This window comes from Aerosakkonema funiforme FACHB-1375, assembly GCF_014696265.1.
GTDB lineage: Bacteria > Cyanobacteriota > Cyanobacteriia > Cyanobacteriales > Aerosakkonemataceae > Aerosakkonema > Aerosakkonema funiforme_A.
This window is the reverse complement of the sequence record NZ_JACJPW010000058.1, coordinates 25,425-50,982: the sequence shown is the minus strand read 5'-3', so window position 1 is coordinate 50,982 and position 25,558 is coordinate 25,425. Positions and strand designations below refer to the sequence as shown.

At 43.0% G+C, this 25,558-nt stretch carries 27 protein-coding genes and 2 pseudogenes; 21 read left to right on the top strand and 8 right to left on the bottom strand.

The features are described 5' to 3' along the window. Nucleotides 1-99 precede the first annotated feature (99 nt). Nucleotides 100-183, bottom strand: a pseudogene (locus H6G03_RS39835) (sulfate permease); the annotation flags it as partial. Between the two features lie 372 nt (nucleotides 184-555). Between H6G03_RS39835 and H6G03_RS21505 the strand changes: the two are divergent. Both H6G03_RS21505 and H6G03_RS21500 read left to right on the top strand, forming a co-directional pair. After that, complete coding sequence (locus tag H6G03_RS21505; protein WP_190468130.1) at nucleotides 556-1,356, top strand: peroxiredoxin-like family protein; 801 nt, start codon at nucleotides 556-558, stop codon at nucleotides 1,354-1,356. Between the two features lie 198 nt (nucleotides 1,357-1,554). After that, on the top strand, nucleotides 1,555-1,785 hold the full coding sequence (locus tag H6G03_RS21500; RefSeq protein WP_190468127.1) for a hypothetical protein: 231 nt from the start codon (nucleotides 1,555-1,557) through the stop codon (nucleotides 1,783-1,785). A gap of 41 nt (nucleotides 1,786-1,826) precedes the next feature. Here H6G03_RS21500 and H6G03_RS21495 read toward each other — a convergent pair whose 3' ends face one another. Further along, the gene (locus H6G03_RS21495) at nucleotides 1,827-2,327 is read right to left on the bottom strand and encodes a hypothetical protein (RefSeq protein ID WP_190468122.1); all 501 of its coding nucleotides are present in this window, start codon (nucleotides 2,325-2,327) and stop codon (nucleotides 1,827-1,829) included. Between the two features lie 107 nt (nucleotides 2,328-2,434). Here H6G03_RS21495 and H6G03_RS39555 point away from each other — a divergent pair. Both H6G03_RS39555 and H6G03_RS21490 read left to right on the top strand, forming a co-directional pair. Beyond that, a pseudogene (locus H6G03_RS39555) lies at nucleotides 2,435-2,641 on the top strand (hypothetical protein); the annotation flags it as partial. After that, nucleotides 2,628-3,242 carry a response regulator gene (locus H6G03_RS21490; RefSeq protein WP_199315404.1) on the top strand — a complete coding sequence of 205 codons (615 nt, stop codon included), beginning with the start codon at nucleotides 2,628-2,630 and terminating at the stop codon, nucleotides 3,240-3,242. The pseudogene H6G03_RS39555 and the gene H6G03_RS21490, both read left to right, overlap by 14 nt. A 272-nt stretch (nucleotides 3,243-3,514) precedes the next feature. On the opposite strand, the gene H6G03_RS21485 is transcribed toward H6G03_RS21490, so the two are convergent. Next, nucleotides 3,515-4,036, bottom strand: coding sequence for a Cif family virulence factor (locus H6G03_RS21485; RefSeq protein WP_190468118.1), 522 nt, complete (start codon nucleotides 4,034-4,036; stop codon nucleotides 3,515-3,517). A 169-nt stretch (nucleotides 4,037-4,205) separates the two neighbouring features. Between H6G03_RS21485 and H6G03_RS21480 the strand changes: the two genes are divergently transcribed. The 9 genes from H6G03_RS21480 to H6G03_RS21440 all read left to right on the top strand — a co-directional run bounded on the left by H6G03_RS21480 (nucleotide 4,206) and on the right by H6G03_RS21440 (nucleotide 12,349). Then, nucleotides 4,206-5,657: a DHA2 family efflux MFS transporter permease subunit gene (locus tag H6G03_RS21480; RefSeq protein WP_242057130.1), complete on the top strand. Its 1,452-nt coding sequence runs from the start codon at nucleotides 4,206-4,208 to the stop codon at nucleotides 5,655-5,657. 239 nt (nucleotides 5,658-5,896) lie between these two features. Beyond that, nucleotides 5,897-6,838 (top strand): S1C family serine protease, encoded by a 942-nt coding sequence (locus H6G03_RS21475; protein ID WP_190468116.1) that lies wholly within the window; start codon nucleotides 5,897-5,899, stop codon nucleotides 6,836-6,838. Beyond that, nucleotides 6,831-7,694: a S1C family serine protease gene (locus tag H6G03_RS21470; protein WP_190468113.1), complete on the top strand. Its 864-nt coding sequence runs from the start codon at nucleotides 6,831-6,833 to the stop codon at nucleotides 7,692-7,694. The genes H6G03_RS21475 and H6G03_RS21470 overlap by 8 nt, the downstream gene beginning before the upstream one ends. Beyond that, a complete protein-coding gene (locus H6G03_RS21465) occupies nucleotides 7,661-8,308 on the top strand; it encodes a response regulator transcription factor (protein WP_199315403.1) in 648 nt (215 codons plus the stop codon). The genes H6G03_RS21470 and H6G03_RS21465 overlap by 34 nt, the downstream gene beginning before the upstream one ends. Nucleotides 8,309-8,584: 276 nt before the next feature. After that, nucleotides 8,585-8,773, top strand: coding sequence for a hypothetical protein (locus H6G03_RS21460; protein ID WP_190468110.1), 189 nt, complete (start codon nucleotides 8,585-8,587; stop codon nucleotides 8,771-8,773). Between the two features lie 216 nt (nucleotides 8,774-8,989). Beyond that, entirely contained in the window at nucleotides 8,990-9,796 is an 807-nt protein-coding gene (locus H6G03_RS21455) for a phytanoyl-CoA dioxygenase family protein (protein ID WP_190468107.1), read from the top strand. A gap of 12 nt (nucleotides 9,797-9,808) precedes the next feature. Further along, complete coding sequence (locus H6G03_RS21450) at nucleotides 9,809-10,810, top strand: glycoside hydrolase family 43 protein (protein ID WP_190468105.1); 1,002 nt, start codon at nucleotides 9,809-9,811, stop codon at nucleotides 10,808-10,810. A 16-nt stretch (nucleotides 10,811-10,826) separates the two neighbouring features. Beyond that, the gene (rtcA, locus tag H6G03_RS21445; RefSeq protein WP_190468102.1) at nucleotides 10,827-11,885 is read left to right on the top strand and encodes an RNA 3'-terminal phosphate cyclase; all 1,059 of its coding nucleotides are present in this window, start codon (nucleotides 10,827-10,829) and stop codon (nucleotides 11,883-11,885) included. Between the two features lie 302 nt (nucleotides 11,886-12,187). Then, nucleotides 12,188-12,349 carry a hypothetical protein gene (locus H6G03_RS21440; protein WP_190468100.1) on the top strand — a complete coding sequence of 54 codons (162 nt, stop codon included), beginning with the start codon at nucleotides 12,188-12,190 and terminating at the stop codon, nucleotides 12,347-12,349. 32 nt (nucleotides 12,350-12,381) lie between these two features. Here H6G03_RS21440 and H6G03_RS21435 read toward each other — a convergent pair whose 3' ends face one another. Then, complete coding sequence (locus H6G03_RS21435) at nucleotides 12,382-12,852, bottom strand: hydrogenase maturation protease (RefSeq protein WP_190468098.1); 471 nt, start codon at nucleotides 12,850-12,852, stop codon at nucleotides 12,382-12,384. Nucleotides 12,853-13,479: 627 nt separating this feature from the next. Between H6G03_RS21435 and H6G03_RS39150 the strand changes: the two genes are divergently transcribed. Then, nucleotides 13,480-15,468 (top strand): AIPR family protein, encoded by a 1,989-nt coding sequence (locus H6G03_RS39150; protein ID WP_304609231.1) that lies wholly within the window; start codon nucleotides 13,480-13,482, stop codon nucleotides 15,466-15,468. Between the two features lie 167 nt (nucleotides 15,469-15,635). Here the strand turns inward: H6G03_RS39150 and H6G03_RS21425 are convergent, their stop codons facing one another. After that, a complete protein-coding gene (locus H6G03_RS21425) occupies nucleotides 15,636-17,231 on the bottom strand; it encodes a nickel-dependent hydrogenase large subunit (protein WP_190468095.1) in 1,596 nt (531 codons plus the stop codon). 121 nt (nucleotides 17,232-17,352) lie between these two features. Next, nucleotides 17,353-18,315: a hydrogenase small subunit gene (locus H6G03_RS21420; protein WP_190468092.1), complete on the bottom strand. Its 963-nt coding sequence runs from the start codon at nucleotides 18,313-18,315 to the stop codon at nucleotides 17,353-17,355. Nucleotides 18,316-18,850: 535 nt separating this feature from the next. On the opposite strand from H6G03_RS21420, the gene H6G03_RS21415 reads away from it, so the two are divergent. The 7 genes from H6G03_RS21415 (at nucleotide 18,851) to H6G03_RS21385 (ending at nucleotide 23,658) form a co-directional block, all read left to right on the top strand. Beyond that, the gene (locus H6G03_RS21415) at nucleotides 18,851-19,801 is read left to right on the top strand and encodes a hypothetical protein (protein WP_190468089.1); all 951 of its coding nucleotides are present in this window, start codon (nucleotides 18,851-18,853) and stop codon (nucleotides 19,799-19,801) included. A gap of 95 nt (nucleotides 19,802-19,896) precedes the next feature. Continuing rightward, nucleotides 19,897-20,154 (top strand): hypothetical protein, encoded by a 258-nt coding sequence (locus H6G03_RS21410; RefSeq protein WP_190468085.1) that lies wholly within the window; start codon nucleotides 19,897-19,899, stop codon nucleotides 20,152-20,154. A 42-nt stretch (nucleotides 20,155-20,196) separates the two neighbouring features. Continuing rightward, nucleotides 20,197-20,421, top strand: a complete 225-nt coding sequence (locus tag H6G03_RS21405) for a hypothetical protein (RefSeq protein ID WP_190468082.1) — start codon at nucleotides 20,197-20,199, stop codon at nucleotides 20,419-20,421. A 4-nt stretch (nucleotides 20,422-20,425) separates the two neighbouring features. Then, nucleotides 20,426-21,277: a NifU family protein gene (locus H6G03_RS21400; RefSeq protein ID WP_190468079.1), complete on the top strand. Its 852-nt coding sequence runs from the start codon at nucleotides 20,426-20,428 to the stop codon at nucleotides 21,275-21,277. Nucleotides 21,278-21,500: 223 nt separating this feature from the next. Continuing rightward, entirely contained in the window at nucleotides 21,501-22,403 is a 903-nt protein-coding gene (locus tag H6G03_RS21395; RefSeq protein ID WP_190468077.1) for a hypothetical protein, read from the top strand. A gap of 53 nt (nucleotides 22,404-22,456) precedes the next feature. Next, complete coding sequence (locus H6G03_RS21390) at nucleotides 22,457-23,233, top strand: hypothetical protein (RefSeq protein WP_190468075.1); 777 nt, start codon at nucleotides 22,457-22,459, stop codon at nucleotides 23,231-23,233. Nucleotides 23,234-23,235: 2 nt separating this feature from the next. Beyond that, complete coding sequence (locus H6G03_RS21385; protein WP_190468072.1) at nucleotides 23,236-23,658, top strand: hypothetical protein; 423 nt, start codon at nucleotides 23,236-23,238, stop codon at nucleotides 23,656-23,658. Between the two features lie 85 nt (nucleotides 23,659-23,743). Here H6G03_RS21385 and H6G03_RS21380 read toward each other — a convergent pair whose 3' ends face one another. Further along, nucleotides 23,744-24,349, bottom strand: coding sequence for a DUF4276 family protein (locus H6G03_RS21380; protein ID WP_190468069.1), 606 nt, complete (start codon nucleotides 24,347-24,349; stop codon nucleotides 23,744-23,746). Continuing rightward, nucleotides 24,346-25,500 carry an AAA family ATPase gene (locus H6G03_RS21375; RefSeq protein WP_190468067.1) on the bottom strand — a complete coding sequence of 385 codons (1,155 nt, stop codon included), beginning with the start codon at nucleotides 25,498-25,500 and terminating at the stop codon, nucleotides 24,346-24,348. The genes H6G03_RS21380 and H6G03_RS21375 overlap by 4 nt, the downstream gene beginning before the upstream one ends. Between the last annotated feature and the right edge of the window lie 58 nt (nucleotides 25,501-25,558).

Sequence of the window (25,558 nt, the reverse complement as noted above, 5' to 3'; positions counted from 1 at the left end):
AAATACCAGCATTTTACGTTGTTGTGCCTGACATAAATTATTCTAGCACGAATCAAGAAAAGTCCCCCTGGAAGGGGGAGGCTTTAGACCCATTAATTTCGGTAAAGATACGATGGCGGCAGTGACACCCCCGAAGATGTCGCCCCGCAGGTTGTTAAAACGAATCAGGTTGGTAATTGACATCAATGGTGAATGAATGATTAATCAGTTTTTACCGACTTGGAACTATTAAGCAGTTGCAAGGCAAAGCTTTTGCCGTCGAGAGTGGAATCAGCCATAGCCTAAATTAGGCAGACCCAAGCTAAGATCTGCCTCCCGGCTTCAAAGATTCCAAACTGGGAGATGATTCAGTTCTTCAATATTTTTTAATGTACGTTATAATGAGAATTAATATTCACCTTCTCACCTAAATAGAAGTTAAACTTCCATAGAAAATTCTTAGCCTTACCATAGATAAGTTCCAGAGGCCCTGACGTGACGATGTAATGATTCTGGACTGGCCTACCACCCTTGGCATAATCTGTGAAAATGCAATCTTCAGCAGACAGGTAGGCGATGAATATATATACCATCTTGAGCCAAACCAAGTGCCAACGGGTGAGTGATGGAGCAGTTTTACCGATATTGAGCGGTTGCGAGTCCTCACCTCGACAACTCGTACTGCTATTGCCACAATTGGGAGATTTCGACAGCCTTGAATATGCTTGGTGGTTGCGGCGGGATGCGGACAAACTTCAAGCACAAGAGATTGCCCTGCGAGCGGTGGGTATTGGCGATCGCACTTCCGGTCAGCGATTCTGTAGTTATACAGGATTTCCGGCAGAGTGTTTGTTTGTAGATCCCACCGCCCAACTGCACGAAAAACTCAACCTGTATCCAGGTCTATCGCTCAAAGTACCCGGTTTATCGGCAGGTGTCAATGCTGGGCTAAACCTCATGCTGATGTGTGCCGGAGTTGGTAGCCCCGGTACTTTGGCAGAAGTATGGAGAGGATATAAAGGCGATGCAAGAGCGCCTCAGTTAATTGGCGATGAAGAAATTGTTCAGGCTCCCCCTCTTCCGCCACTGAAAGGTTCATTCTTCCGGTGGGCGGGTGGGAAAGGCTTCCAGCGTCCGTTTGAGTTGGCGACTTTGCGATTGCGGAATATGGCAGAAGTGTTGAGTAACTGGAAAACTTATGTTCCCAATCCTGCCTATCTAACTCAACGGGGAGCAACTTTCTTGTTTAACGAACAGGGGGAATTACTCTACGAGCATCGCGATCGCGCCATCCTTGGTTTTGCTGCCAATCTGAGCAATCCTCTATCGTTTCTCTCACCTTTTGGTATGCGATCTGCTTGTTCAGATCGAGCGTGAGGTTTACAAGCCCCTACGGAAAATGTATTCGATCGAGTCGCTTTGCCGCTATAACGCCTCGATCGTTCCATCGGTCAGGGAAATTTGAAATTTATCAATCTCTTTATGCCTATATCTGCATAAAGTTACAAAAGACACAGTTCTCTTGAAAGTTTTAGGAGTTAATAACTCTTATCCCTTCTTCCGACTCTCTAACTTATGTTTGACTTAACTGCTGCCGACTACTCCCTCTTGTCCTGGATTCAACAGTCTGGCATTCCCGCCCACTCCCTATCCCTGCGCTTCCATCCGGGATGTTTAATGGTGCAGTGTCAAACTATTGAGGATGCAACCAAGTTGTGGGAACGACGCTCCATCCTCCAGCTTTCTGGCATCGAGTTGTGCTTTCGAGTCAATGGCGTTTTTTATCTGGCTACCGCCATCAAATAATTGCAAAATTAGTCAAACCGCTTTGGCTCATCTGAGTTCGGCTACTGAACGTTGTCTACTTGAGTCTTAATAGTTTGCCAAACGGATAACACTCCATCGATCCATCCTTGAGCAAAGCTAATCCGACTTTGGGGATCGACTTGCAGTAAGTAGGCAAAGTCAGCATCGTTCAAACGAGCTTGCTCTGGATAGTCTTTCAGATTCAGGAAAGTCCAGAGGTAGTCCAGCACATCTTCATTGAGGGCAACCGCCAGCGGCTGGACTCGTTCAAAATGGCGGAAATCTTTATACGATAACTTGGCACTGGAACGAATACCTAGTTCAAACCCTTCTTGGCGGACTTTGTTGAGGAGAACTTTCTTTTCCGTCTGAAGGCGTTCTACCCAATTTTCTTGTTCGGTAAGTTGGACTTTGAGTTCTTCGTAAGTAATAGCCATTTTTAAAGCCTCCTGGCAAATAGCGGAAATATTAAATTGATGCTTGACGGGCTGAAGTCGGGCAAACAGTGATTCAGTCACCGCAATGGTGACTCTTTGACTCACAACTCCCTCCCGCGTTTTGTGTACTCTTATACAGTAGCGCCATTAATTGCATAATAGATTGGAAAAACACAAATTGTTACATAACATACAAATTTGCCAGGGAAAGTATGCAATGCCACTCCCAGATAGGAGTGGCAGAATCTGGAGGGTTTGCTGTGGCAGCTGTTGACTGGGCCAGGTCTGTTGGGCCAGGTCTTCTCTGGAATTGCAATAATTCTTTAACTTTCCTACTAGATAGACTAAATACGGCGATAACTTATGGGTTGACTCTTAGGGCAACGCTACAAGAGCGAAATCGGATTGCTCGCGAAATTCACGATTCGTTGGGTCAAACAGGATTTGGAAGTGGTGGGAGAAGCGGAAAATGGACAACAAGCGATCGCGCAAGCGTCAGCTTTGCAGCCGGATGTGGTTTTAATGGATGTGAGAATACCTATTATGGATGGTGTTGCTGCCACTCGCGTAATTTGTCAGCAATTTAACTCGACTAAAGTGTTAGTTTTGACGACTTTTGATGATGATGATTACGTTTCGCAAGCGATGCGATTGGGTGCTAAAGGGTATTTACTAAAAGACACTCATTCTGATGATTTAGCAGCGGCAATTCGAGCCATTCATAAAGGTTACACACAAATGGGGCCAGGATTGATGGAAAAAGCGATCGCTTCCCCACTTCCCTCAATTCCAACTCAGCCTACTCGCCTTCCCCCAGAACTGGCGGGACTTACGCCTAGAGAACGTGAGGTATTGTGTTCGATCGTCAAAGGCGCGAGTAATCGAGAGATTGGCGAAGTGCTGTATATTTCAGAACGAACTGTCAAAAATCATATTACCAGTATTTTGAGTCAGTTAAATTTGCGCGATCGCACTCAAGCTGCTATGTTCGCCAGTCCCTTCTTATCCTTGTTAACCTGAGTTCGATGTCACAAAAAATTCATCTGACGATTAAGTCTTTCTCCCGCAATGCTTCACCCTTCTTAGGGATAAAGGGGGGTTCGATCCCGGATTTGGTATGACTCGAAAATCCTAAAAGTCAAACAATTTTGGATTGATTGCGCCCACTTTCTTGACGCAGCTTGGAGATTTTAGATTTGTGATTTTAGATTTGTTCCGCCCACAAGGAGTGGGGCATGAATCCAAAAATTCTTTTAATCCAAAATCCCAAATCTAAAATCTAAAATTGCTAGTCAATTAACCAGAATAATTCTGGCTGAGTAGAGATGCCACCTCCGTTGCTCTGGAGTCGAGCCAGGAACATCATTAATCCGTTTGAGAGTATAGATACCTGTGAAGCGTTGAGTTGTGCCATTAACGTTTGTAGCAGTAAGAGTCACAGGAATTGTCACATATAAAGAGCCTACTGCTCCATTTATACTATCCGGTTTTCCAATGTTTACCTTAACTGATGCAGTATTTGCAAAACCTCTGCTGAACTGCTCAAAGGATTTTCCGCTAGCAGAGCCTTCTCCTGCCCAATCTGCATAAGCGCTTCTGTAGTCTTTGCGGTTAATCGCGTCATAATAGTGGCGAATAACTTGAGCCGCTTTTTGTTGTTCTAATGCTTCCCCATCTCGAACATTTTGAGCCAGGGTTTTTGGAGACAATGAAGATCCACCTGGAATCAAGTTAGCGGATATTCCCAACAAAATCACCAAACTGCTTACGCTCAATAAAATTAAATTGATTTTGTTAAATTTTGGGGCAATCATATTCTTACACTGAAAGATTTTGAGCTAAGTTAATTTCCCGATTGAGTAACACTTTCTTACGGCTCAGGTGGATAGTTAACTCCACAGCCAGAGCGTTTTGTGCGATTGAGCGGATACTCTTAACTATAGTAACATTTCAACTCTAACTATTATCAGCAAAATCCAACATATGAGTTCTAATCCACCTCCTGATTTTTCCTCCTCGCCTCAGCCAACCTCAGCCAAATGGTGGGTCATGTTAGGTGTTGGTTTGGGCGTTTTAATGTTCACCCTGGACACCAGTATTGTGAATATTGCCCTACCAACCTTAGTCGAGGTATTTCAAACCACCTTTGCTACTATTCAATGGGTAGTATTGAGCTACCTGCTAGTAGTTACGGCACTGGTGTTAGGGGCAGCGCGACTGGGAGATACGATCGGCAAGAAACGCCTTTACCTGGGCGGGTTGATTGTGTTTACCATCAGTTCGCTACTGTGTGGATTATCTCCTGGAGTAGGCTGGCTGATTGGCTTCCGCGCACTTCAGGGTATGGGAGCAGTGATGATTTCGGCATTGGGAGCGGCGTTGGTGACGGAAGCATTTCCCAGTTCTGAGCGGGGACGGGCATTGGGTATTATTGGCGCGATCGTATCATTAGGCATCGCTCTAGGCCCAACAGTGGGTGGACTGCTAATTGGGCTGTCTGACTGGCGGATGATTTTTTTGGTGAATGTTCCGATTGGTATTTTTGCCAGTTTTGTTGTTGCCCGTAGTGTACCGCCAAGTCAGTATCAAGCTACTCGACAACGGTTTGATTGGTTTGGGATGGTGGTAATGACGATCGCCCTGACTGCCTTTGCTTTGGGTATGACGCACGGACAGGATGCAGGTTTTGCCAATCCGATGACGCTGGGGTTGTTGGCGATCGCCATCTTCGGTCTGGTAATCTTTCTGTGGCAGGAATCCCGGAGTACTTCCCCTTTAGTAGATTTGTCTCTGTTCCACAACCGTCAGTTTAGCCTCAGTTTGCTGACCGGAATTCTTGTATTTATTGTGATTGCCGGCACCATTTTCATTATTCCTTTCTTTCTGGAACTGGTATTGCACTATCCCACTCCGCACGTTGGATTGTTGCTGGCTGTATCTCCTGTACTAGGAGGAATTGTCGCTCCCTTTTCGGGCAACTTATCAGACCGTTTTGGCACCCGGATGATTAGCTCGATCGGTTTGGCGTTGATGGTGATGGGATGCTTGAGTATCAGTACCTTCAACGCTCAGATGACGGATATCGATTACATAGTGCGCGTTGCGCCTTTTGGCATTGGTTTGGGAATGTTCCAATCCCCCAATAACAGCGCTATTTTGGGTTCTGTGCCACCAGAACGGCTCGGTATTGCCTCTGGTTTGCTGTCTCTGACTCGCACACTAGGTCAAACTACGGGCGTTCCCCTATTAGGAGCGATTTTTGCGGCGATAGTTTTCATGCAATCTTCCGCCGCGAAGGTAACGAATGCGCCCCCGGATGCCCTTGTGTTCGGGGTGCAGTCCACCTTCAAAATTGCTGCTGCTATGTTGGCGATCGCTACATTTATTATGTTTATGCTGTGGCGATCGCAATCCCGAAAGATAGTATCGCGCTGAGTTCAAATCAGAGAAAGATGGCTTTTTTCATGATGCGATATTACTCGCTTGGTTAATTCGATCGAGCAAAGTGTTGCAGAATTTTCATCTACCTAGCCATTTTTCTAGGATCGTACCTGCCCATTTATCCGATGTCATAGCAGCTGGTAATAGAGCATCTTAAAAAGAAATAGGTCGGATTGCACCAGAAACCATCGGTTTCCAAACAATCCATCTTACATCCATGTTTGAAAAAGCACATGACTAATTCTGCATCGAACAATGGCAAAATATTAGAGGCATTTTCCGGCAACTTAGCCGATATAGTAGAACAAGCCTCAAAAGCGATCGTGCAAATCAACGGTAGGCGACGCACCTCTTCGAGTGGCGTTCACTGGAGACCGGGAATTATCGTCACTACCGATCGCTTCATCAACCGCGACGAAGAAATTAGGGTTACCCTACCAGAAGGGCAAACCATTTCTGCCACTTTAGAAGGAAGAGACGAAACTAGGGATCTCGCCGTACTGAAAATACCAGAAACAGCACTAAATACAGCAAATCTGGGAGATGCGACTACTCTCAAAGTAGGTCATCTAGTATTAGCGATCGCCCGTTGCCAAGAAAATAGTATCAGCGCTAGTTTGGGCATCATCAGTAGTTTGGGAGAAAGTTGGCGCACTTGGGGAGGTTTTTCCATTGACCGATCGATTCGTCCCTCCCTGATACTATACCCAGGTTTTTCCGGTGGGCCATTAGTAGATACCCAAGGAAAAGTAGTTGGGATTAATACCACAGTACCCCGTCATACTGCACTCACCATTCCCAACACTATCGTGAATCGCATAGTTGACCAACTGCTAGAAACTGGCAACATTAGATACGGTTATCTAGGATTGGGGATGCAACCAGTTCAACTACCTCTTGTTCTGCAACAATCGCTTAATTTACCTGACAATGGCGGCGTAATAGTAGTTAGCGTCGAAGCATCATCACCAGCAGATAAAGCAGGAGTGTTAATCGGCGATATTTTAGTAGAGCTTTCCGGTACATCCATCAACGATATCAGCGATGTTCATTCCATGTTAGGCCCCGAACGAGTTAATCGACCCATTCAGGCCAAAATTGTCCGGGGTGGAAATTCGATCGAATTAACAATCACCGTCGGCGTTAGACCGCAAAGGGGTTATAGAAATGAATAGTTTCAGCTTAGTTGAGGAATTAAACGCTGTAACCGAATCCCTACGCCGTTCTACAGTCAAAATCCGAGGACGCAGAAACGGAATAGGATCGGGCGTGATTTGGAATAGCGATGGGATAATTATTACCAATGCCCACGTCATAAGTCACCCGAAAATATCGGTAGAATTATCAGACGGACGAATTCTGGCGGCGACTGCGATCGCGAAAAATCGGCAGCGGGACTTAGCAGCATTAAAAGTAGATGCTTCTAACTTAAATGCTGCCAAAATTGGTAATGGCGATCGCTTGCGAGTGGGAGAATTAGTAGTAGCGGTAGGCAATCCAAACGGCTCGACGGGTGCAGTAACCGTGGGAATCATTCACAATCTCACTAGCATTAATGTCAATCGTCCTAATTGGATACAAACAGATGTACAATTAGCACCCGGTAATTCTGGTGGCCCTTTGGCTAACGTGCAAGGGGAAGTAATTGGAATTAATACGATGATCGTACAGGGGAAAGGGTTTGCCATTCCCACTCATGTAGTGCAACGCTTTTTAGAAAGAGGTAACGAACGTCCTTATTTGGGGGTGAGTCTTCGCGAGGTAATCGTACCATTACAAGGCAAACCTAGTTACGGATTGTTAATTACCGATGTGGAATCCGGCAGTCCAGCAGATATCGGTCAGCTAATGATGGGAGATGTGTTGGTGGGAGTGAGGGGTATTGCTTTCCTTTCGCCAAATGAACTATTTCACATTTTGGAAAACTCTTATGAAGGTGATGGACTGCCATTAAATGTGCTGCGTGGGGATAAGCTTGTGCAGTTGGATGTGGTGCTATGGAACAAAGACTCCTCAGCACGAGCGGCATAACGAGGGTTTTGCTGGTAGCTAATTCTACCATTATGCGGGCTGGTTTATCGGCTTTAATGGCAAATAATTCGAGTTTGGAGGTGGTGGGTAGCGTTACGAATGGCGAAATGCTTTTGAAAAACGAACAGTTACAACCGGATGTGGTGCTGCTGGTATGGGATGGGGAGGAATTGATTTTTGATGGTGAATTCCAGGTGTCTGGAATGGTGGTTTTGGTAGAAGATTGGCAAGAGGTTTCAATCCGTAATTGGTTGCGAAATGGGGTGCAGGGTATTCTTCCTTTACAGGCTACTGGGGATGAGATTGTGGGAGCAATTTCGGCAGTAGCTTTGGGTTTAAATGTACTGCATCCGGATGTGATTGAATCTTTGCTTTCGGCATTACCCGCCACTGCTAAGGAGCGGGATAATGGGAAGGGAATTCTGACCAGTCGGGAGGTTGAGGTGTTGGGGATGTTGGCTTCCGGTCAGGGCAATAAAGCGATCGCACGTCGATTGCACATTTCCGAGCATACCGTAAAATTTCACATCGCTTCTATTTTTAGCAAGCTGGATGTGTCCAGTCGCACGGAAGCGGTAATCAAGGGTGCTAAAGATGGGTTAATTTTGTTGTGAACCTCAATGATAATGATTCAAGGTCAGCAAATTTCATTTGCAATTGGCAATGAAATAAAATGCCATTATTCTTTGGGTGAACGCAAAAAAGGTTTCAAGCCTGCCATTTCAAGGAGAATTATCAAAAAAATTTGACGAATATTGTAGAGACTTTTCATGAAAAGTCTCTACAATAGACATCTCTTCCAAAAGAATCTTAAAGGCAGGCAGGATGCCTACCCCACAAGAATTTTTGGAGATGTCTAATCTTCAAGGCCCAGCCAATCCTTGCATCCGGTGACCCTTGCCATTTGTTCTACCAGTACCTACGTCTCCACAAATTTGGCTAATCACAAAACCTATCCGCTCAAAGCAGATAGGTTTAATGGCTTTGGTAAGTATGTTAGTTATATAAGTTCGATATGGCTTTATCCTGCTCATATTATGCCAATTTATAAAGATGAGTTTGCTACCTCGATCGGCTGATTTCCTTATCCTCAAAAGACAGAGATTGAATGGGGAGTGGAAGAGGTTTACTTACTACGTAGATGCAGATGTCATTGGCTCTAACTTTAGGTATATTTCTTGATGAATAATGTTTCTGCGTCTACTACCCTTAGAAGAGATAGAGCTAATGGATTACCGAAGCTCGCGGCGCTCGCTGTAAAGTCGAGCAAAGCAGAAATTGAAGAGAGTAGTAGAATGATTCAAGAAGTAGGAAGCGCTAAATTTACAGCAGCAGAACTAGATCGATTGGCAGCAGAACTGAATCGGGACGGAATTTGCGTGATTCGCGGACTTTTCGATCGACACCTGATTGAGCAATGGGCAGAAGCTTTTGATGCTTTATTTCAACTGCGCCAAAATCAACCAGGTGGCTTAGCTCCCCGCGAACAAGCTCGTTATTATTTAACATTTCCTTGGGTGCAACCATTTGCCAATCAGGATGTGTTTGCCAATCCGGTGATTTTGGGTATTCTCGATCGCGTTTTCTTCCAGGAATACAGGTTGGTTCAACTAGCGGCTGATATTCCCTGTCAGGGTTCGGATTATCAAGAAATCCATCGCGATTTCCGTCCGTTGTTTTCCGATCGAATTGTTACGCCGCTTTACGCTTTAGCAGTTAATTTTCCATTGGTTGAAGTAACGGCAGATAATGGCCCGTTTCAGATGGCACGCGGAACTCATGTTATGCCGCGTGAGGAGGCGCTGGTGAAGATTAGAGCCGGTGAGATTCCGATGGAATCTTTTTATATGCAGCCTGGTGATGTTACGATTCGATCGCCCTTAGCAATGCACAGAGGTTCACCTAACCGAACCCAAAAGCCAAGACCGATGGTAGTAATGGGTTATGTGATGCACTGGCTGCACACACCAAAAGTAGATTTAACGCTGCCACGAAATTACTACCAAACTCTGCCAGAGGATTTACAGCAGATGCTTCGGTGCGAAGTGGTAGAGGAGTTGCCAGAAAATAAGGCCGAAACTTATGTGAATTTTAAATATTAGCGTTCGTACATAATGAGAACTTACACCAATCCAGTTTACAACGGGTATTTTGCCGATCCATTTGTTTGGAAATACCAGGGCGTGTATTATGCGATCGGGACAGGGCCAGCGGAAGCAGAAGGGCAAGTTGACGAAATTGGCAAACGCCTAGTATTTCCGCTGCTGCGTTCCGATGACCTTGTGAATTGGCAGTTTGCCGGGAATGCACTTTTGCGACCAGACCCCGCGCTGGGTGATAACTTTTGGGCACCGGAAGTCGCTTACTGCGATGGCACGTTCTATCTGTATTACTCTGTGGGACACGAAGATAAAAGGCATCAGTTGCGTGTTGCCACCAGTTCCGAACCGTTGGGGCCATATGAAGATGTGGGAGAACCGTTATTAGACCCAGAGACTTGTGCGTTTGCGATCGATCCGCACCCATTTTGCGATGATGACGGACAGTGGTATCTGTTCTATGCTCGCGATTTTCTGGATACCGAAGGCGGCGTTCGCGCTGGTACGGCACTTATGGTCGCTCGTCTGGAAAGTATGACAAAGCTAGCAGGTGAGGGCAACGTCGTTTTACGCGCTCGTTCCGATTGGCAGAGATTCCTAGCCAATCGTGCGATGTACGATGGCATCTACGATTGGCATACTTTGGAAGGTGCCTGCGTTCGCAAGTACAAAGGACGCTACTACTGCTTTTATAGTGGCGGACGCTGGGAAACTGACAGTTACGGAGTCGATTATGGAGTAGCAGATAGCGTAATGGGTTCTTACTCAGATGCGGGGAATGAAGCGGGGCCGCGTGTGTTGCGATCGGTTCCCGGTTATGTGTTGGGCCCAGGCCACAATTCGATCGTGTTAGGGAAAGACGATCTCACCGAGTATATTATCTACCATGCGTGGGATACAAATATGCAGGCGCGACGGATGTGCATTGACAAGCTGATCTGGACAGATTTCGGCCCGCGTTGCAATGGCCCTACTTGGACGCCGCAAGAGTTAGACCACCTCAGCCCAAACCGTTAAGTTAGCGATATTGCTTATGATTGAGATTGATGGCTCCTATGGCGAAGGCGGCGGACAAGTACTCCGCACCTCCCTCAGTCTCGCTGCGATTACCGGCAAAGCGATACGCATCCAAAAGATTCGGGCGGGACGCCAAAAACCCGGACTGGCAGCTCAACACCTGACTGCTGTAAGGGCAGCTGCGGCAATTTGTCAAGCAGAAATGCGGGGAGATGCTCTCGGTTCGACAATGCTGGAGTTCGTTCCCGGCAGTCCGGTGCAGGCGGGAGAGTATACCTTCGATGTCTCGGATGCGCGGGAAGGGGGTTCTGCTGGCGCTCTCACCCTAGTTCTGCAAACAGTATTGTTACCTTTGGCGCTAGCAGCAGGTGATTCTCTGGTGACGCTGCGGGGAGGAACTCAAGTGCCGTTTAGTCCTCCCTTTAGTTATATAGAAAAAGTTTACTTGCCGATCGTCAGTCGCATGGGTTTGCAGGCTTCGGTAAAGCTGAATGCTTGGGGTTGGTATCCCCAAGGCGGGGGAGAGGTAGAATTGCGTCTTGTCGGCGATCGCACTTTAACTGGAATTGATTTACTCGAACGCGGTGCTTTGCGACAGGTGCGAGGTGTGGCGGTGGTAACGCAACTTCCCTCTCACATTCCCGACAGAATGGCACATCGAGCTGAGAATATTCTGCACGAAGCTAACCTCAAAGCTAATATTACACCTCTAAGAGAGCGAGGTATTGCACCAGGAGCGGGTATTGTTCTCATAGCTGAATACCAAAATAGTTTGGCTGGCTTTAGTGCTGTGGGGCGTCAAGGTTTGCCTGCGGAAAAAGTAGCTCAACTGGCTTGTGAGGAATTATTAGATTTTCATGAAAAAGTCGCACCTGTTGATGTTCACTTGGCGGATCAGTTGTTGTTACCAGCTGCTTTAGCTTCGTCAGCCAGTCAATATCGCGTAGCGGAAATTAGCACTCACTTAACAACAAATGCTTGGGTAATTCAGCAGTTTGGTTTGGCCGAAATAACTATAAATGAAAGTGAAAAAATTGTGGCGATCGCACCTAATCTTATGAGCAATTTATCTTAGATTTTTGCTTTTATCTTCTTTTTCTTTATATCGGTAATCAGATTTTAGACTATCGCACTCAATAGTGGGATAGTCTCAACTCCACTTATTCCAATACTGCTCGGATAAACATAAAATTAGGGTTTTCGTAGGTTGGGTTGACGCCAGTAGTTTTCGTAGGTTGGGTTGACGCCAGGAAACCCAACCTAGTGTTGGGTTTCGCTATCGCTCAACCCAACCTACAATTCCAAAACCCGTGCAGTATTACCAGTTATTAGAGCGCCAGTCCAGTAAAAGAGGTTGACAAAACATGATAGGTATGTATGCGGATAGAGACCTCGGCAGGGCGAAGCATTTGGATAGAAAAATTGTTGCCGATCGCGATCGATTGTCGCCCAAATGCTTCGCCCCTACACAGTACATATTTCGTGATTTTTGTCAATTTATTTGATTGGACTGGCGCTTTAGGCTTCATCTCTTATTAAATAAGCATTTTAGTCCACTAAGTACGGAGAATCTATTTTGCACCCATCTCGGCTGTTTTGCAAATTTCTGCTATTACTATATTTACAGCCCGCTCAACGGGGGGACTCAATTCCCAACCAAAACCCAAATTTTCTGCTTCTATAAGATATACAGTTATTTCATTGGGAAAGTCTTGTTTAAAGATTTTGCGTCCAGCTGCGATCGCATGATGCCAACGAAAATCATGTAAAGTATAACTAGCTTCCGGTAATTGCTCTAAAACTTCCCCCGGAACTTTATAAACTGCTCCTGGTTCAGAACCAGAACTACTAGCATCAATAATAATTAAAGATGTGCTACCCCTGGCTTGGAACATCACATCTATCCCACCAGTACCGCAGTCAAACACCCGCACGTTATCCCGTGGATTTTCTGCTAAGTAGCGTTGCAAGCGTTGGGCGACTACTACACCTACACCATCATCACATCGATTTAAATTGCCACAGCCAATGATTGTTAGCATGGAAGCAAGAAAGAAATTAATTTATTTAGGAAGTATCAGTTTAATAACTAATCTAGAATAGATTAACAGGACTTACGCAACTGTCACCCTTGAATCTAGTTGTAGGGTGCGTCAGACCCTAGAGCGCCAGTCCATTAAAAGAGGTTGACAAAAACAACATAATGTGTAATTGGCTTTAGACCCCGGCAGGGCGAAGCATTTGGACAGAAAATCTTGGGTTTTGTGCAATAAATTGTCGCCCAAATGCTTCTCCCCTACACAAGACATATTTCGTTCTTTTTGTCAATTTATTCTACTGGACTGGCGCTCTAGATATGAGCGACAGCATCAGGATTTGAAGCTCTCTGACGCACCCTACTAATTGTAGCTGGAAGCGATTTACAAAACAAAACATAGATCGCTTTAATTATGTCTAAGTAGTCGGACAAAAGTAATCAATACTGTGTTAATTTTTGTAAAAGTTACGCGATCATTGCCAGCAGGCTGATTGAGGGTATTCATAAAACTTAAGACAGTTAACATTATTTATATCCGACTACTTAAATACTTTTTTAGTTATAATCATATATAATTTTGATACTAAGTATCAAGGGATTAAATTTTGATTACTTCTTTGCATAAGTCAATATGGATAAAATTTTAGAAAACTACATTCAAAACTTTGTTAATGAGAGTGACCTTGCTCACCTTGAAGAAGCAACGGCTTTTGAGCATTTTGTCAATCATACAATTCTTTCAAAAAATCATCCCGATCCTTTTGATGTTGAAACAACAACAATTGGTGGGGGCAATGATAATGCTATTGATGGAATAGCAATTCTCGTTAACGATCACTTAGTCACATCAGAAGAAGAAGTAGATTATTTTCGTAAAAATCTTCGTCGATTTGATATAAAATTTATTTTTATCCAATCGAAAACTTCAGCTAAATTTGACTCAGGAGATTTAGGAAACTTCCTATTTGGTGTTCGTAGCTTTTTTGAAGAGCAACCTACTATTCCTATGAACCCACAACTGACAAATCTTCGCACACTTAAAGACTACATCTACAAGTTTAGCATTGATATGGATAAATCCCCTGTTTGTGAAATGTACTATGTCACAACAGGCACTTGGACGGGAGATCCAAATTTAGAAGGTAGGGTACAGGTCGAAAAAGCTGCTCTTGAAGCGACTAAACTCTTTAGTTTGGTACGCTTTGTCCCAGTTGATAGTGAACATCTTAAACGGCTTTATTTAGAACTTCGGCGGAAAATCTCTAAGGAGATTAACTTTGAGAAACATACAGCTATGCCGTCAATTGGTGAAGTTCATCAAGCATACATTGGAATCCTGCCAGCCTCAGAGTACTTAAAGCTGATTACAGACACAGATGGCAATCTCGTCAGGAGCCTTTTTTATGATAATGTTCGAGACTTTCAAGGTAATAATCTTGTCAATCAAGAAATTAAGACAACGATAAACGACCCGGCTCAAAGTGATAGATTTGCCCTTTTGAATAATGGAATTACAGTAGTTGCAAGAAAAGTTAATCAAGTAGGTTCACGCTTTACCATTACAGATTATCAAATTGTAAATGGCTGTCAAACAAGTCATGTAATTTTCCTCAACAAAGAGGCTCTTACTGAAAAGATGTTTATACCCTTAAAATTGATTGTTACTGATAACACTGAAGTCACAAATCAGATTATTCGGGCAACCAACAGACAAACTCAGGTTTATGTTGAAGCGTTTGAGTCCACTAAACCTTTTCATAAACATCTTGAAGAGTTTTATAACACATTTAAGAGCGAACGACCGTTGTACTATGAACGGCGTTCAAAACAATATGATGGATTAGCGATAAAACCAACACAAATTATTTCGCTTGCCACACAAGTCAAGTGTTTTCTAGGGATGTTTCTTAACGAACCGCAAAGTACTCACCGTTACTATGGCGAATTATTGAAGTCTTATGAAGGTAAACTCTTTCAAGAAGAGCATAATCCTTACCCTTACTACTGTAGTAGTTATGCCTATGCCTTACTTGAACGATTTTTTGAGCAAAAGGAATTGAATGCTAAAAATTATCGTGCATTCCGCTTTCACTTTTTGATGTTATTCCGTTTGCTTACCGAAACAAATACTTTACCCTATTTGAACAGCAATAAAAAAATTGAAAAGTATTGCGATAATATACGCGAAATATTATGGGATGAAGCTAGAGCTATTGAGGTCTTTAAGAAAGCCACTAATCTAATTGAGCAAGCACTATTAAAAGTGACTTACAATCGGTTTGAAGCTACTCGTCGTAAAGCTTTTACGACTGACCTGATTAACCTTCTTAATGAGGAAACTACAATTAAAGAACAATCTAAAGTTTCTGAACGACCCAAGCTTAGAGTTATTGCTGCTCAAGTTGAACGTGAACAAGGTAAGGTCAAGTGGTTTAGTGATATCAAAGGATTTGGTTTTATTCAGGGAAACCACCCACAAGATATTTTCATTCACTTTAGTGATATTCGTGGTGCTGAACAGAGGCTATATTGTGGAGATGTTGTTGAATTTGTACTATTCACAAATGAAAAAGGGTTAAACGCTAAAGCAGTTGAAATAGTCAAACGTGCCACTTCTTAAAGCTGCTCATGGCGATCGCCATCAGATACAATCAAAGAAACTTCCGATCCAGAGTCTTTTACGTACCCTACGGGAAGGCTTTCGCCTACATCTATGCTTAAAAAACTATTTCGAGAGGCAGATTTTGTCAAACTAATCCTTACCAAAACCTGCCCCTAATTTTAGAATCAAGCTGTTCTAAATCTTGCCAATTCCTCCCCGGTTTTAGCATCATGGGCATGAACGGTACAAACTAAACAAGAATCGAACGATCGCGCAACGTGACCAACTTCGATCGGATCGGTAGAATCAGCAATAGGCGTACCAATTAAAGCCGATTCAATTGGCCCCAATTTACCTGCACCATCGCGAGGCCCAACATTCCAAGTCGTCGGTGCGATAATTTGGTAGTTTTTAATCTTACCTTTCTCCAATTCTATCCAGTGACAGAGAGCGCCCCTAGCAGCTTCGGTTGCACCCCAGCCCCGACCATCTTTTTCTTTTGGTTTAATGTAGAAAGGCTCATTTAACCGGAACTCGCGCAAACAGCGTTCGGCTTGGCGGTATAGCTTGACAGATTCGTGCATTCGTGCTATCTGCCGAAGATGGATGCTAGCACCACCCATTTTCTTGAAACAATCGAGGATAAAGCGATCGTAGTGTTGCCAGTCTTGCCCATGCTTGCCACCCGCTACCAGTTGGCGTGCTAATGGCCCTGCTTCCAACCGTCCCGACTCGGCGTGACGCACTGCACTAGACCAGGAATAACTGTTATCGAAATCTTGGGTATTTTTCTCAGTTGGTTTGGTGGTGCGATCGAACGGATGAACGTCTCCAGTGCCTTCATCATACCAAGAGTGAGTTGTATTCTCGCGGGCAAAGCTGTGATCCATCAAGGAGTGAGTATCGCTAAAGCTGTCATACACCCCACTCTTCATAATCACGGCTGCATTTCTACCCTCAATGGTCGGTTTTTGATACTTATCTTCGTGAGGGAGATAGCCCCATGTGATGTATTTTCCAACACCAGCGCCGTACTTATCCAAACCAATATCTAAACCCATCCGCCAGTAAAAACCGAGATCGGAGTTAGCGTGTTTCGGATCTTCCTCCAACCATGCCATAAAATCATCATAAGTTTGGATTTGTTCGTAGCGTTCTAACGAACAACCCAACCAGGCAGGCTCTAACCAATTGGTGCGAAAATATTCCAAAATCGACCAAGCGCGGGTGACATCAGTTAAGGTCGGGGCGCACATTACACCACCTGGCACCATGTAACTAGAGTGCGGCCATTGTCCACCTAATAAAGCATATATTTCTACGGGTTTGGCAGAAATAGTTACTCCCAGTTCGTAGGATTTACCAGTAAAAGGAGCGAACCTGCGACAAGCTTCTTCGTAGAATGAACTATGCTGATATTTTTTATGGGTTAGATCGATCGCGAATAACCCGTAAAAATAGCGGGGAATACTTTGGATTGTTTCGGCTAATTGTCCTAAGTTTCTAGCTAGAATAGCATTGCGCGGTACTTCTGTACCCCAAGCAGTGTCTAATGCCCAAGCAGCAGAACTGAGGTGGGAAGCGCCACAAATTCCACAAGCGCGAGGGGTGACGATTAATCCTGCTTGAGGATCTTTGCCTCGTAAAATAATCTCAAATCCGCGAAATAGTTCGGCGTGAGTCCAAGCGTTGGTTACGTATCCATCTTCTATTTCAACTCTTACATCTAGGTCGCCTTCTACTCTTCCGACTGGCGAAATGTCTAAGGTTTGAACTGGCATTCTTTAAATGTCTCCTCTCTCAAATTTTTACTTTTTTTGAACGCAGATAAATGCAGATGAACGCAGATGTTATTGAGAGTTTTTTGTGGGGTGCAACTGACAATTGACAACTGACAACTGACTAAACTGTAAAAATGTCTTCTTCTGCCCAGGCAGGAGTTGCATCTTTTGCTACAACGGTGATTAGGGCGTAGTCTTTTTTGTTGACTCCGGTGGGCAGTTCTTTGGGTACGCCCATGACGGTTTGGGTTTTGAAAACTGTACCTGGTTTGAGGTCGTGGAAGGGAAACTCTGGTTCGGTGCAACCAAGACAGGGCATTCCGGCGCGGGTTTTGGAGGAAACGCGGTTCCACAAAATGCGGTTGCAGGAGGAATGGGTCATTGGCCCGCGACAACCTAAGTCGTAGAACAGGCAACCTTTGCGCTGTCCGAATTCACCGCTAGAGGCTTTATAGGCAAAGTGGATGTTGCGAGTGCAGCCTGTTTGGGTGAAGCTTTTGAAGAAGGTTTGGGGACGGTTAAGTTCGTCTAAGGTGATATCTGCGATCCTTCCGGTGGCGATCGCGACTAAAATTTGTGTAATCCAGTCTGGATGAGCGGGACATCCGGGAATATTAATTACTGGTAGTCCGCCTTTGGAAACGTAGTCTGTGCCTAAAAAACCGCCTTCCTGACGTTTGAGAAATTGTAATCCTGTCGATTCGCTGGGGTTGGGTGCCATTGCGGGAATGCCGCCCCAAGTAGCGCAGTCTCCTACTGCAACGACGAAACTAGCTACTTTTGATAAGTCGCTCAGCCAATCTTTCATCGGTCGATGAGCAAAGCGGTTCCAAGTACCCGCACCGTTGGGAGCGTTGACGACCGATCCTTCAAATACCAAGATATCTAGGGGGATTGTACCTTTTACGCAATCCCACAGCAATTTTTGCAGGTTTTCGCCTAGTTCGACTCCCAAAGAGGGATGCCACAAAATATTAATGCCAAAGTCTGTTACTAAGTCGCAAGCACTCGGTTCTTCTGCATTTAAGAAGGACATGGTGTTGCCAGAACAGGCTCCACCTTGAAGCCAAAGGACATTGACCATACGCCACCTTCGATCGCAATTTGTTGCAAATTTTTCACAAGAATTGAGAGGCGAACGCGCCGCCTGTTACCCAATTTTTGATTCTATAACTTTTATCATATTATCTATATTTTTTTTATTTATATGTTTAAATAATCCAACTCAACAAAATTTTATATTTATCGCGATCGAGGAGTATAGCTATCAGCTTGAAAGCAGAAGGATAGCCGATTATTGCACCTCAAATTGCAATTTAAGCATATTAATCGGGAGTAAATTGTGTATATTGAAACAATTTATAATTTTTTATTTTGGGAATGTTAATAACATTTTTTTACCTAGTTTTAACAACATAAAAGTTGTTAATCTCTAAAGGTCTAGAAAATTTTTCCCCACAATAAAATTAATCGAGTGAAAATGTAAAATTTTATTAAAAAAGATACCGAACGGGCAAAAGTTTAGTAATTTTAAGATTGATTTAGTTAAGATAAACGGAAAATTAAAAAATTGTGAATAATAAAAAAGTTAATGGTAAATAGATTAAGGAGACTTAGTAGTGGCTTCAAGTATGACTGAGGTGGCAGTGAAAACTGCGATCGCTGCTATTGAATCGGAGTCAGCAACTTTAGAAGAAAAAATCGAGATGCTGATCGAATTAGGCATGGAATTGCAAAAAAAGCCGAAAGAAATTCAGGATATCTGGAATGCGATGTCGCTGTATTCTCATGCCTTGGAGTTATGCCAGGAACAGTATCCTGTTTGGAAAGCAAGGGTGCTGACAGGGATGGGAACAGCATTGCGATCGATTCCCAGCGAAGGGGCAGATTTGTTACAAAAAGCTAGGGAATGTTATCAAACGGCATTGCCTTTGTTGCAAGAATACGCTTCCCCGGAGGAAGTAGCAGAAACAGAAATGAATCTGGGCTTAGTTTTACAAGCTTTGGTTCCTTTCCATCAGGCAAGATTGGTAGATAGCATCCAGCTATATCAACGCGCTTTAAGGGTATTTAAGGGAGATACTTATCCGCAAGAATTTGCGATCCTGCATAATAATATTGCGATCGCTTACCTTTCCATGCCGATGTCAGCGGAAGGGGAAGATATGCGACAAGCTTTAGCTGTACAATCTTTTCAACAGGCGTTAGAGTGGATTACTCTTATCGATCATCCCAATGAGTATGCAATGCTACAAAATAATTTGGGCAATGCTTTACAATATTTAGCCAGCGCCCATCCGGTAGAAAATAACTGGCGAGCGATCGCAGCTTATGACGAAGCGCTAAAAGTGCGTAACAAACGGGATACGCCGATCGAATATGCCAATACTTTAGCTAATAAAGCTAACGCCTTAAGCAATCTTCCTGACGATCCAGACCATCTCGAAGCAGGTAACGATCGTAACTTGTTGCAAGCAAGGGAATATTATCAGGAAGCAGCAAGTATCTTTCGTCAACACGGAAGGTTAGAACAGGCGGAAATGGTGGAACAGGCGATTAGTGAGTTATAGATTTATCGCTTTTGTCAGGGATTTTTTTTACCGCAGATAAAAGCAGATGAACGCAGATGAACGTAAATGAGTTTTACTATTTTTAGGAGAAGGCAATGAATGAAGTTCTGAACGATCCGCTGGTACAAAGTTTTATCTCCAGCTTTTTTGCAGGAGAAATTAATCTGGCGACGGGAATAGTGTGGTTGGGAATTGCGATCGGTTTCTCTATTCTTGGTGGGGCGATCGGTGGCATATTGCTAGCAGGAAAAGACCTGGGTTATCGACTGGCGGCGATGATTGGGGGATTATTTGGCCCTGCGGCAATAATTCCTGCTACTGTGCTGGGGTTAATTGTAATAGCCATTAATTAAAGTGTAAATAATACAAAGAGAGCAAAGAAAGGAGAAAAAATCGTGTTAGAAGTCGGCTGGTTTTCCACAAAATTACTGTTTAAAGGAAAGTTATTGCAAAATCCAGATTATTTTGCCAGACAAACTGCAATTGGAGTGATAATTGGCTGTTTGTTACTGGTAGGATTAGATCGGTTAGGTGCCCAAATATGGCTATCAATTCCAGTATCGGGTTTTTTGACTGGCGTATTAATGCCGTTTTTGCTGAAAGATGTGAAAATGAAATAAAGCAATGACAAATGACGATCGCAGTCCGACGCTGGAAGAACTGGTACGGGAAATCAATCGCTATGAAGCGATCGCTAGCGAATGGGATGAGTCGCAAAGAGTAGTATTAATGGCGTGGAAAAGGGCGATGGAAGCTTTGCATCGCGAAGCTTTGATCCGCCTAATTCGTAGTGTGAAACAAGATTCTTTATCTGCTTTGCGTCGTGCAGCTGAAGATGAGGTAGTATACGGTGTATTGCGTTACTACGATCTGGTAAAATCGCCGCAACCACCTTTGGAAGAAAGAATTAAACTTGCTTTGGCAGAAGTTCGACCGGGACTGCAAAGCCATAATGGAGATGTGGAACTGGTAGCGATCGATCTACCTACAGTCAAAGTTCGACTGATTGGAAATTGTAGTAACTGTCCTGCTTCCACTCTTACTTTATCCGACAGCGTAGAACAAGCTATTAAGCGTTACTGTCCAGAAATTACGCAGGTAATAGCCGTACAAACGGAGAAATTTCCAGCCAGTCAAAATTTATCTGAAAATATAGATAGCGATCGCATAGAATTAACTTCACTCGCTGAAGTTCCTACCCAAGGAATTTTAGCGATGAAATTATTAGGAAAATCGTTAATATTATTTAGAATTGGTTCTCAAGTTGTCTGCTATGAAAATGCTTGCAGTCATTTTGGTGAACCGCTAGACGCTGGGGATGTTAGTAATGGAATTTTAACTTGTCCTAGCCATAAGTTTCGCTATCGGTTGGAAACTGGAGAATGTTTAACTTCGCCTGAGATACCTTTGCAATCTTATCCGGTACAAGTACAAGATGGACGGGTATTTGTTCAAATAAAGCGATCGACCAATTAATAACTACTAAAAAGCTTTTTCAATAGCTAAAATGCTATTTATCAGTATTTTTGAGTATATAAGACAACCTCATCATTTCATTTCAGTGCATATACTGAGGAAATCGATGTGTTTTTGTTTTACAATTATTTTATATTCCTCATTAAAAGCCATATCAAATAGAGAAATTCTAGTTAGTCAAAACCTCCAAACTTGCTAACTAAAATCAACATAGGAGTTTTACATGGTTTCACTTTATCCTGGTCAAAAAGCTAACCAACTTGCTAACGAAGCAAAAGAGCGTTATGAGCGTAACCTTGAACAATTGAAACAGGCGGAACAAGCCACAAACGTATTTGCCCAAGAGTATGGCGAACTGCAATTAAACGTGATCAGAAGTACTATTAAACGCTTTGTTACTTTCTTGGAAAATACAGGTCGGAAAGCTTCGGAAAGTGAAAAACGGCTATTAGAAGGAATGGACTTTTCAGTGCAGCAAATTAAAGAGTATAAAGCTGCGGCTGTAGGAGCAGAAAAGTATTTTTTGGCTGGGGTAAAATCTGCGGGAGCAGCAGCAGCAGGATACGGAGGTGCGATCGGCGTTGCTACTTCGATCGGTGCAGCAAGTACAGGAACAGCTATTTCTAGTTTGAGTGGAGCAGCTGCTTGGAATGCAACTTTAGCATGGTTTGGTTTTGGATCAGTTGCAGCGGGTGGCGGCGGTATGGCTCTGGGCACTCTCGTACTTGGCGGGATCACTGTTTTACCAGCTTTAGCAATAGGTGGCTTTTTTGCGGCGAAAGAAGGTGAAAAAGCGATGACAAAGGCGAAAGAATACGAAGCCAAAGTTAATAAAGCAGTTGCAGAAATGAGAGTTGCTAAAGACTTTTCTCTACAAGTAAGAGATCGAATTTGTGAATTAAAGCGGGTTTTTGAATTTCTTAATTCTCGTGCTATTGAAGGTCTTAATCAATTGGAGTCTCAACCTTTCGAGGCGAAAAGAGATGCAGAAAAATTTCAACAAGTAGCACTTTTAATGAAAGGACTTGTAGAAATTTTGAAAACTCCAGTAATGAACAGCGAAGGAAAACTTAACCTTGGCACTGTAACGATTTTAGAAAAATATCGTACTCTACCAGGCAAATAAATATGACAGATGTAACAGTTTTTAGTACAACCGTTATGGGTAGGCGGTAGAGTATGACGGAAATACTCAATAAATATGTAAAAGCTTTTGAACAGTTAAAAACAGAAGAAGCACTGATCAACAAGTTGGCAGAAGAGTATGGTCAACTCCAACTTAATGTAAACAGATTCACAATTCAAAGCTTTGTTACTTTCTTGGAAAGCACAGGTCGAAAAGCTTCTCTAAGTGAAAAGAGGATTTTCCAAGGGATAGAAATTTTAGTGCAGCCAATTGAGTATGAAGATTCTGTTCCTGAAACAGGAGAGATTAAAAATTATTTAGAAGGAGGTGTGAAAGTAGCTGCAAAAGCAGCACAAATTGGTGGTGCGCCAATATTAGCATGGCTCGGTGGTGGCGCACTAGCTGCGGGTGGTGGTGGCGTAGCTCTTGGAACAGTTGTGCTGGGTGGTGCTGTTATACTTCCAGCTTTGGTGATTGGCAGCTTATTATTTAGCCAAAAAAACGCCGAGTCTGCTGAGTACGAAGCTAAATTAAATCAGGCAATTACAGATATAAAATCTGCTACAAAGTTTGCAGAGGAGATCAAACAACGGATTATTGCCTTAAGAGATACACTTAAATCTCTTGACTCTCAAGCTGTTGAAGGTATTAACCAATTACAATCTCGACCTTTTGATGCCACAAGAGATGCAGAAAAGTTTCAACAAGTAGCACTTTTGATGAAAGGACTTGTAGAAACTTTGAAAACTCCTGTTTTAAACAGCGAAGGAAAACTGAATCTTGGCACTGTAACCATTATCGAAAAATACTGTAACTTACCAGGCAAATAAACATGGTAGCTAAAAAAGTTCCTGTAGAAGTAATGGGTGCTGGCGTATTAAATCCAGCTTTAGCCCCTTCCCAATGCTTACGGGCTATTGTTGAAGCTTACACTGAATACAAAATAGTTGCCGAGCAAGAAAAGACTAACCGCCGTGAAATTGCGGCATGGGAAAAAGCAACAGTTGCTAATATTCAAGCTCAACGAGATGCTTTGATAAAGTATCTGAAACTCTCATTTGATGAACGAGCCAAAAACTTTAGTTTTCTGTTTGAAAAAGTAGACCAAGCAATAGCTGATGGTAATCCAAATCAGTTAGCTTTGGCAATCAATTCAATTACAGAGATCGCTAAATCTAGCCCATTCAAAGACATTGCTGATTCGTCATTTGTGCAAGCAGCACTCGATGATCCTGATCATGAATGGACTATCTAAACTTGTGCAAAAGATAGAAAGATAAATGGCGATCGCATTTTTCAGTTTTGGGGAGAGTGCGATCGCTCTTTTTCTAAACTAAAATTCAATCAATTAACTCACCCTCACAAAGAGTTATAATCGTATTGATAAAAGCCTTTAATTCAGGACAAGCTTTTATTGAAACCATCAAATTATTTCCTCTTAAAATACTTGCTCCATCGCGAGGCTTATTGTAACTTCTGCGTCCGCCTGATTCAAATATTTTTCTAATCCGCTTAGATGGTGGATTATTATGATTAACCTGTTCGGGAGAACCACTAGGCGCTGATTTATTATGTCCAGCTTTCTTTTGAATGGTTGACCAAAAAGGTAACAACCAAGCTTCAAAATCATACTGTGCAGCATGAGGATAAAAATTCGGATTATTTCCCACCCATTCAGCCATTTTAACCTTAGCATCTGCGGCATCTACAAAATCATTTTTACCTGTATAAACATCTGTTAATGCAATCACGGCATCACAAGCATCTTTGCCACTCAGTAGATTTTCAACTTGACGTTTAAGTTTATTTTCTTTAGGAATACGACCATCAAATTTTACAAATTTTAATTTTGGCATTCTTTTTTCCAAGCAAGAGCTAAGAAAATTTACTAGGAAAGGCTTAAAAACATTTTCAGTTTCTCCCTCAACCAAAATGGCAATTTTCATGGTTGCCCCCCAATCAAATTCATAGCCCAAATTTCATCCAAACTATATTCCTCTAACCATTTTTCTAAATCTAAAGAATCCGCCCAAGTCATCGTTGTTAACCCATCTTCAGCATCACAAACTAGAACCTCGTTAGGTTCTAAAAATCGAATCAATCTATCGGAGTGAGTGGCAACAATAAGCTGAGTGCGTTGGGAAGCTTCTCGCATTAAATGAACTAACAATCTCAATAACTCTGGATGCAAACTTACTTCCGGCTCATCAATGAGAGTAACAGATGTTAAATCACGACTTTGTAAAAGAGTAACTAACCAAATAAATCGCAAAGTTCCTTCAGAAAGTTGATCCATATAAAGAGGTTGAGAAAAATTTTTATCCTTCCAAGTCATTGCCAAAGTTCCTGCTGCTACTGGTGGAAAACTCAACCTTTCAAAATCAGGAAAAGCCGCCGCAAGTGTATCTTCTACTATTTCAAATCTATCCCTGTCTGTCTCGCGCAAATAATAAAGGCAGGAAACTAAATCTTCCCCATTAAATCCGGGTAATTTTGCCGGACGCATTGCTTGAGGTAAACGCATTGGACTTCTGGGAGCAACATTCAATTCCCAGGCTCTATAAAAACTACATAAAGCTAATTTTTTTCGCAAAGTCTCTGGTTCTTTGTACATTTTGGGAACCTGAGAAAGGGAAGTTTCTAAAGGGTTATGTTCCCAATTTGGGCGCAATAGTCTTTCATATTCTGGATCGTAATATTTAATATCTAAACCGCGAGAATCAATATACTTAAAAGGTGCAGTGGCAGCGAGATTTCGCTGTTGGGTTAAAGTTTCTACAGCAATTTCATAAAACTGACCTTTACTAGCAAGTTGAAGACAGTAATTCAACGGGTTTTGGTTTTCTACAGGCATTGACAAAGATATGCTCATACTATCGGCTTTATCTCTTGTCAACATTTGATTAAGACCGCTAAATTCGGAAATTTTTGACTGTAATTGACCATTTGCAGAAGCTGCCAAGAGGGAGAATATTTCTAAAAAAGAGCTTTTTCCGATACCGTTAGCGCCAATCATAACGGTGAGAGGTCGCAGTTCGATTTCAATTGAAAATAAGCGACGGAAACCTTTAACACTGATGCTTTCAAACGAATTCATATTATTTCTTTCATCTCATCTTGTATTTTGGCGGGAAATCGCTGCTAAAATTGCGATC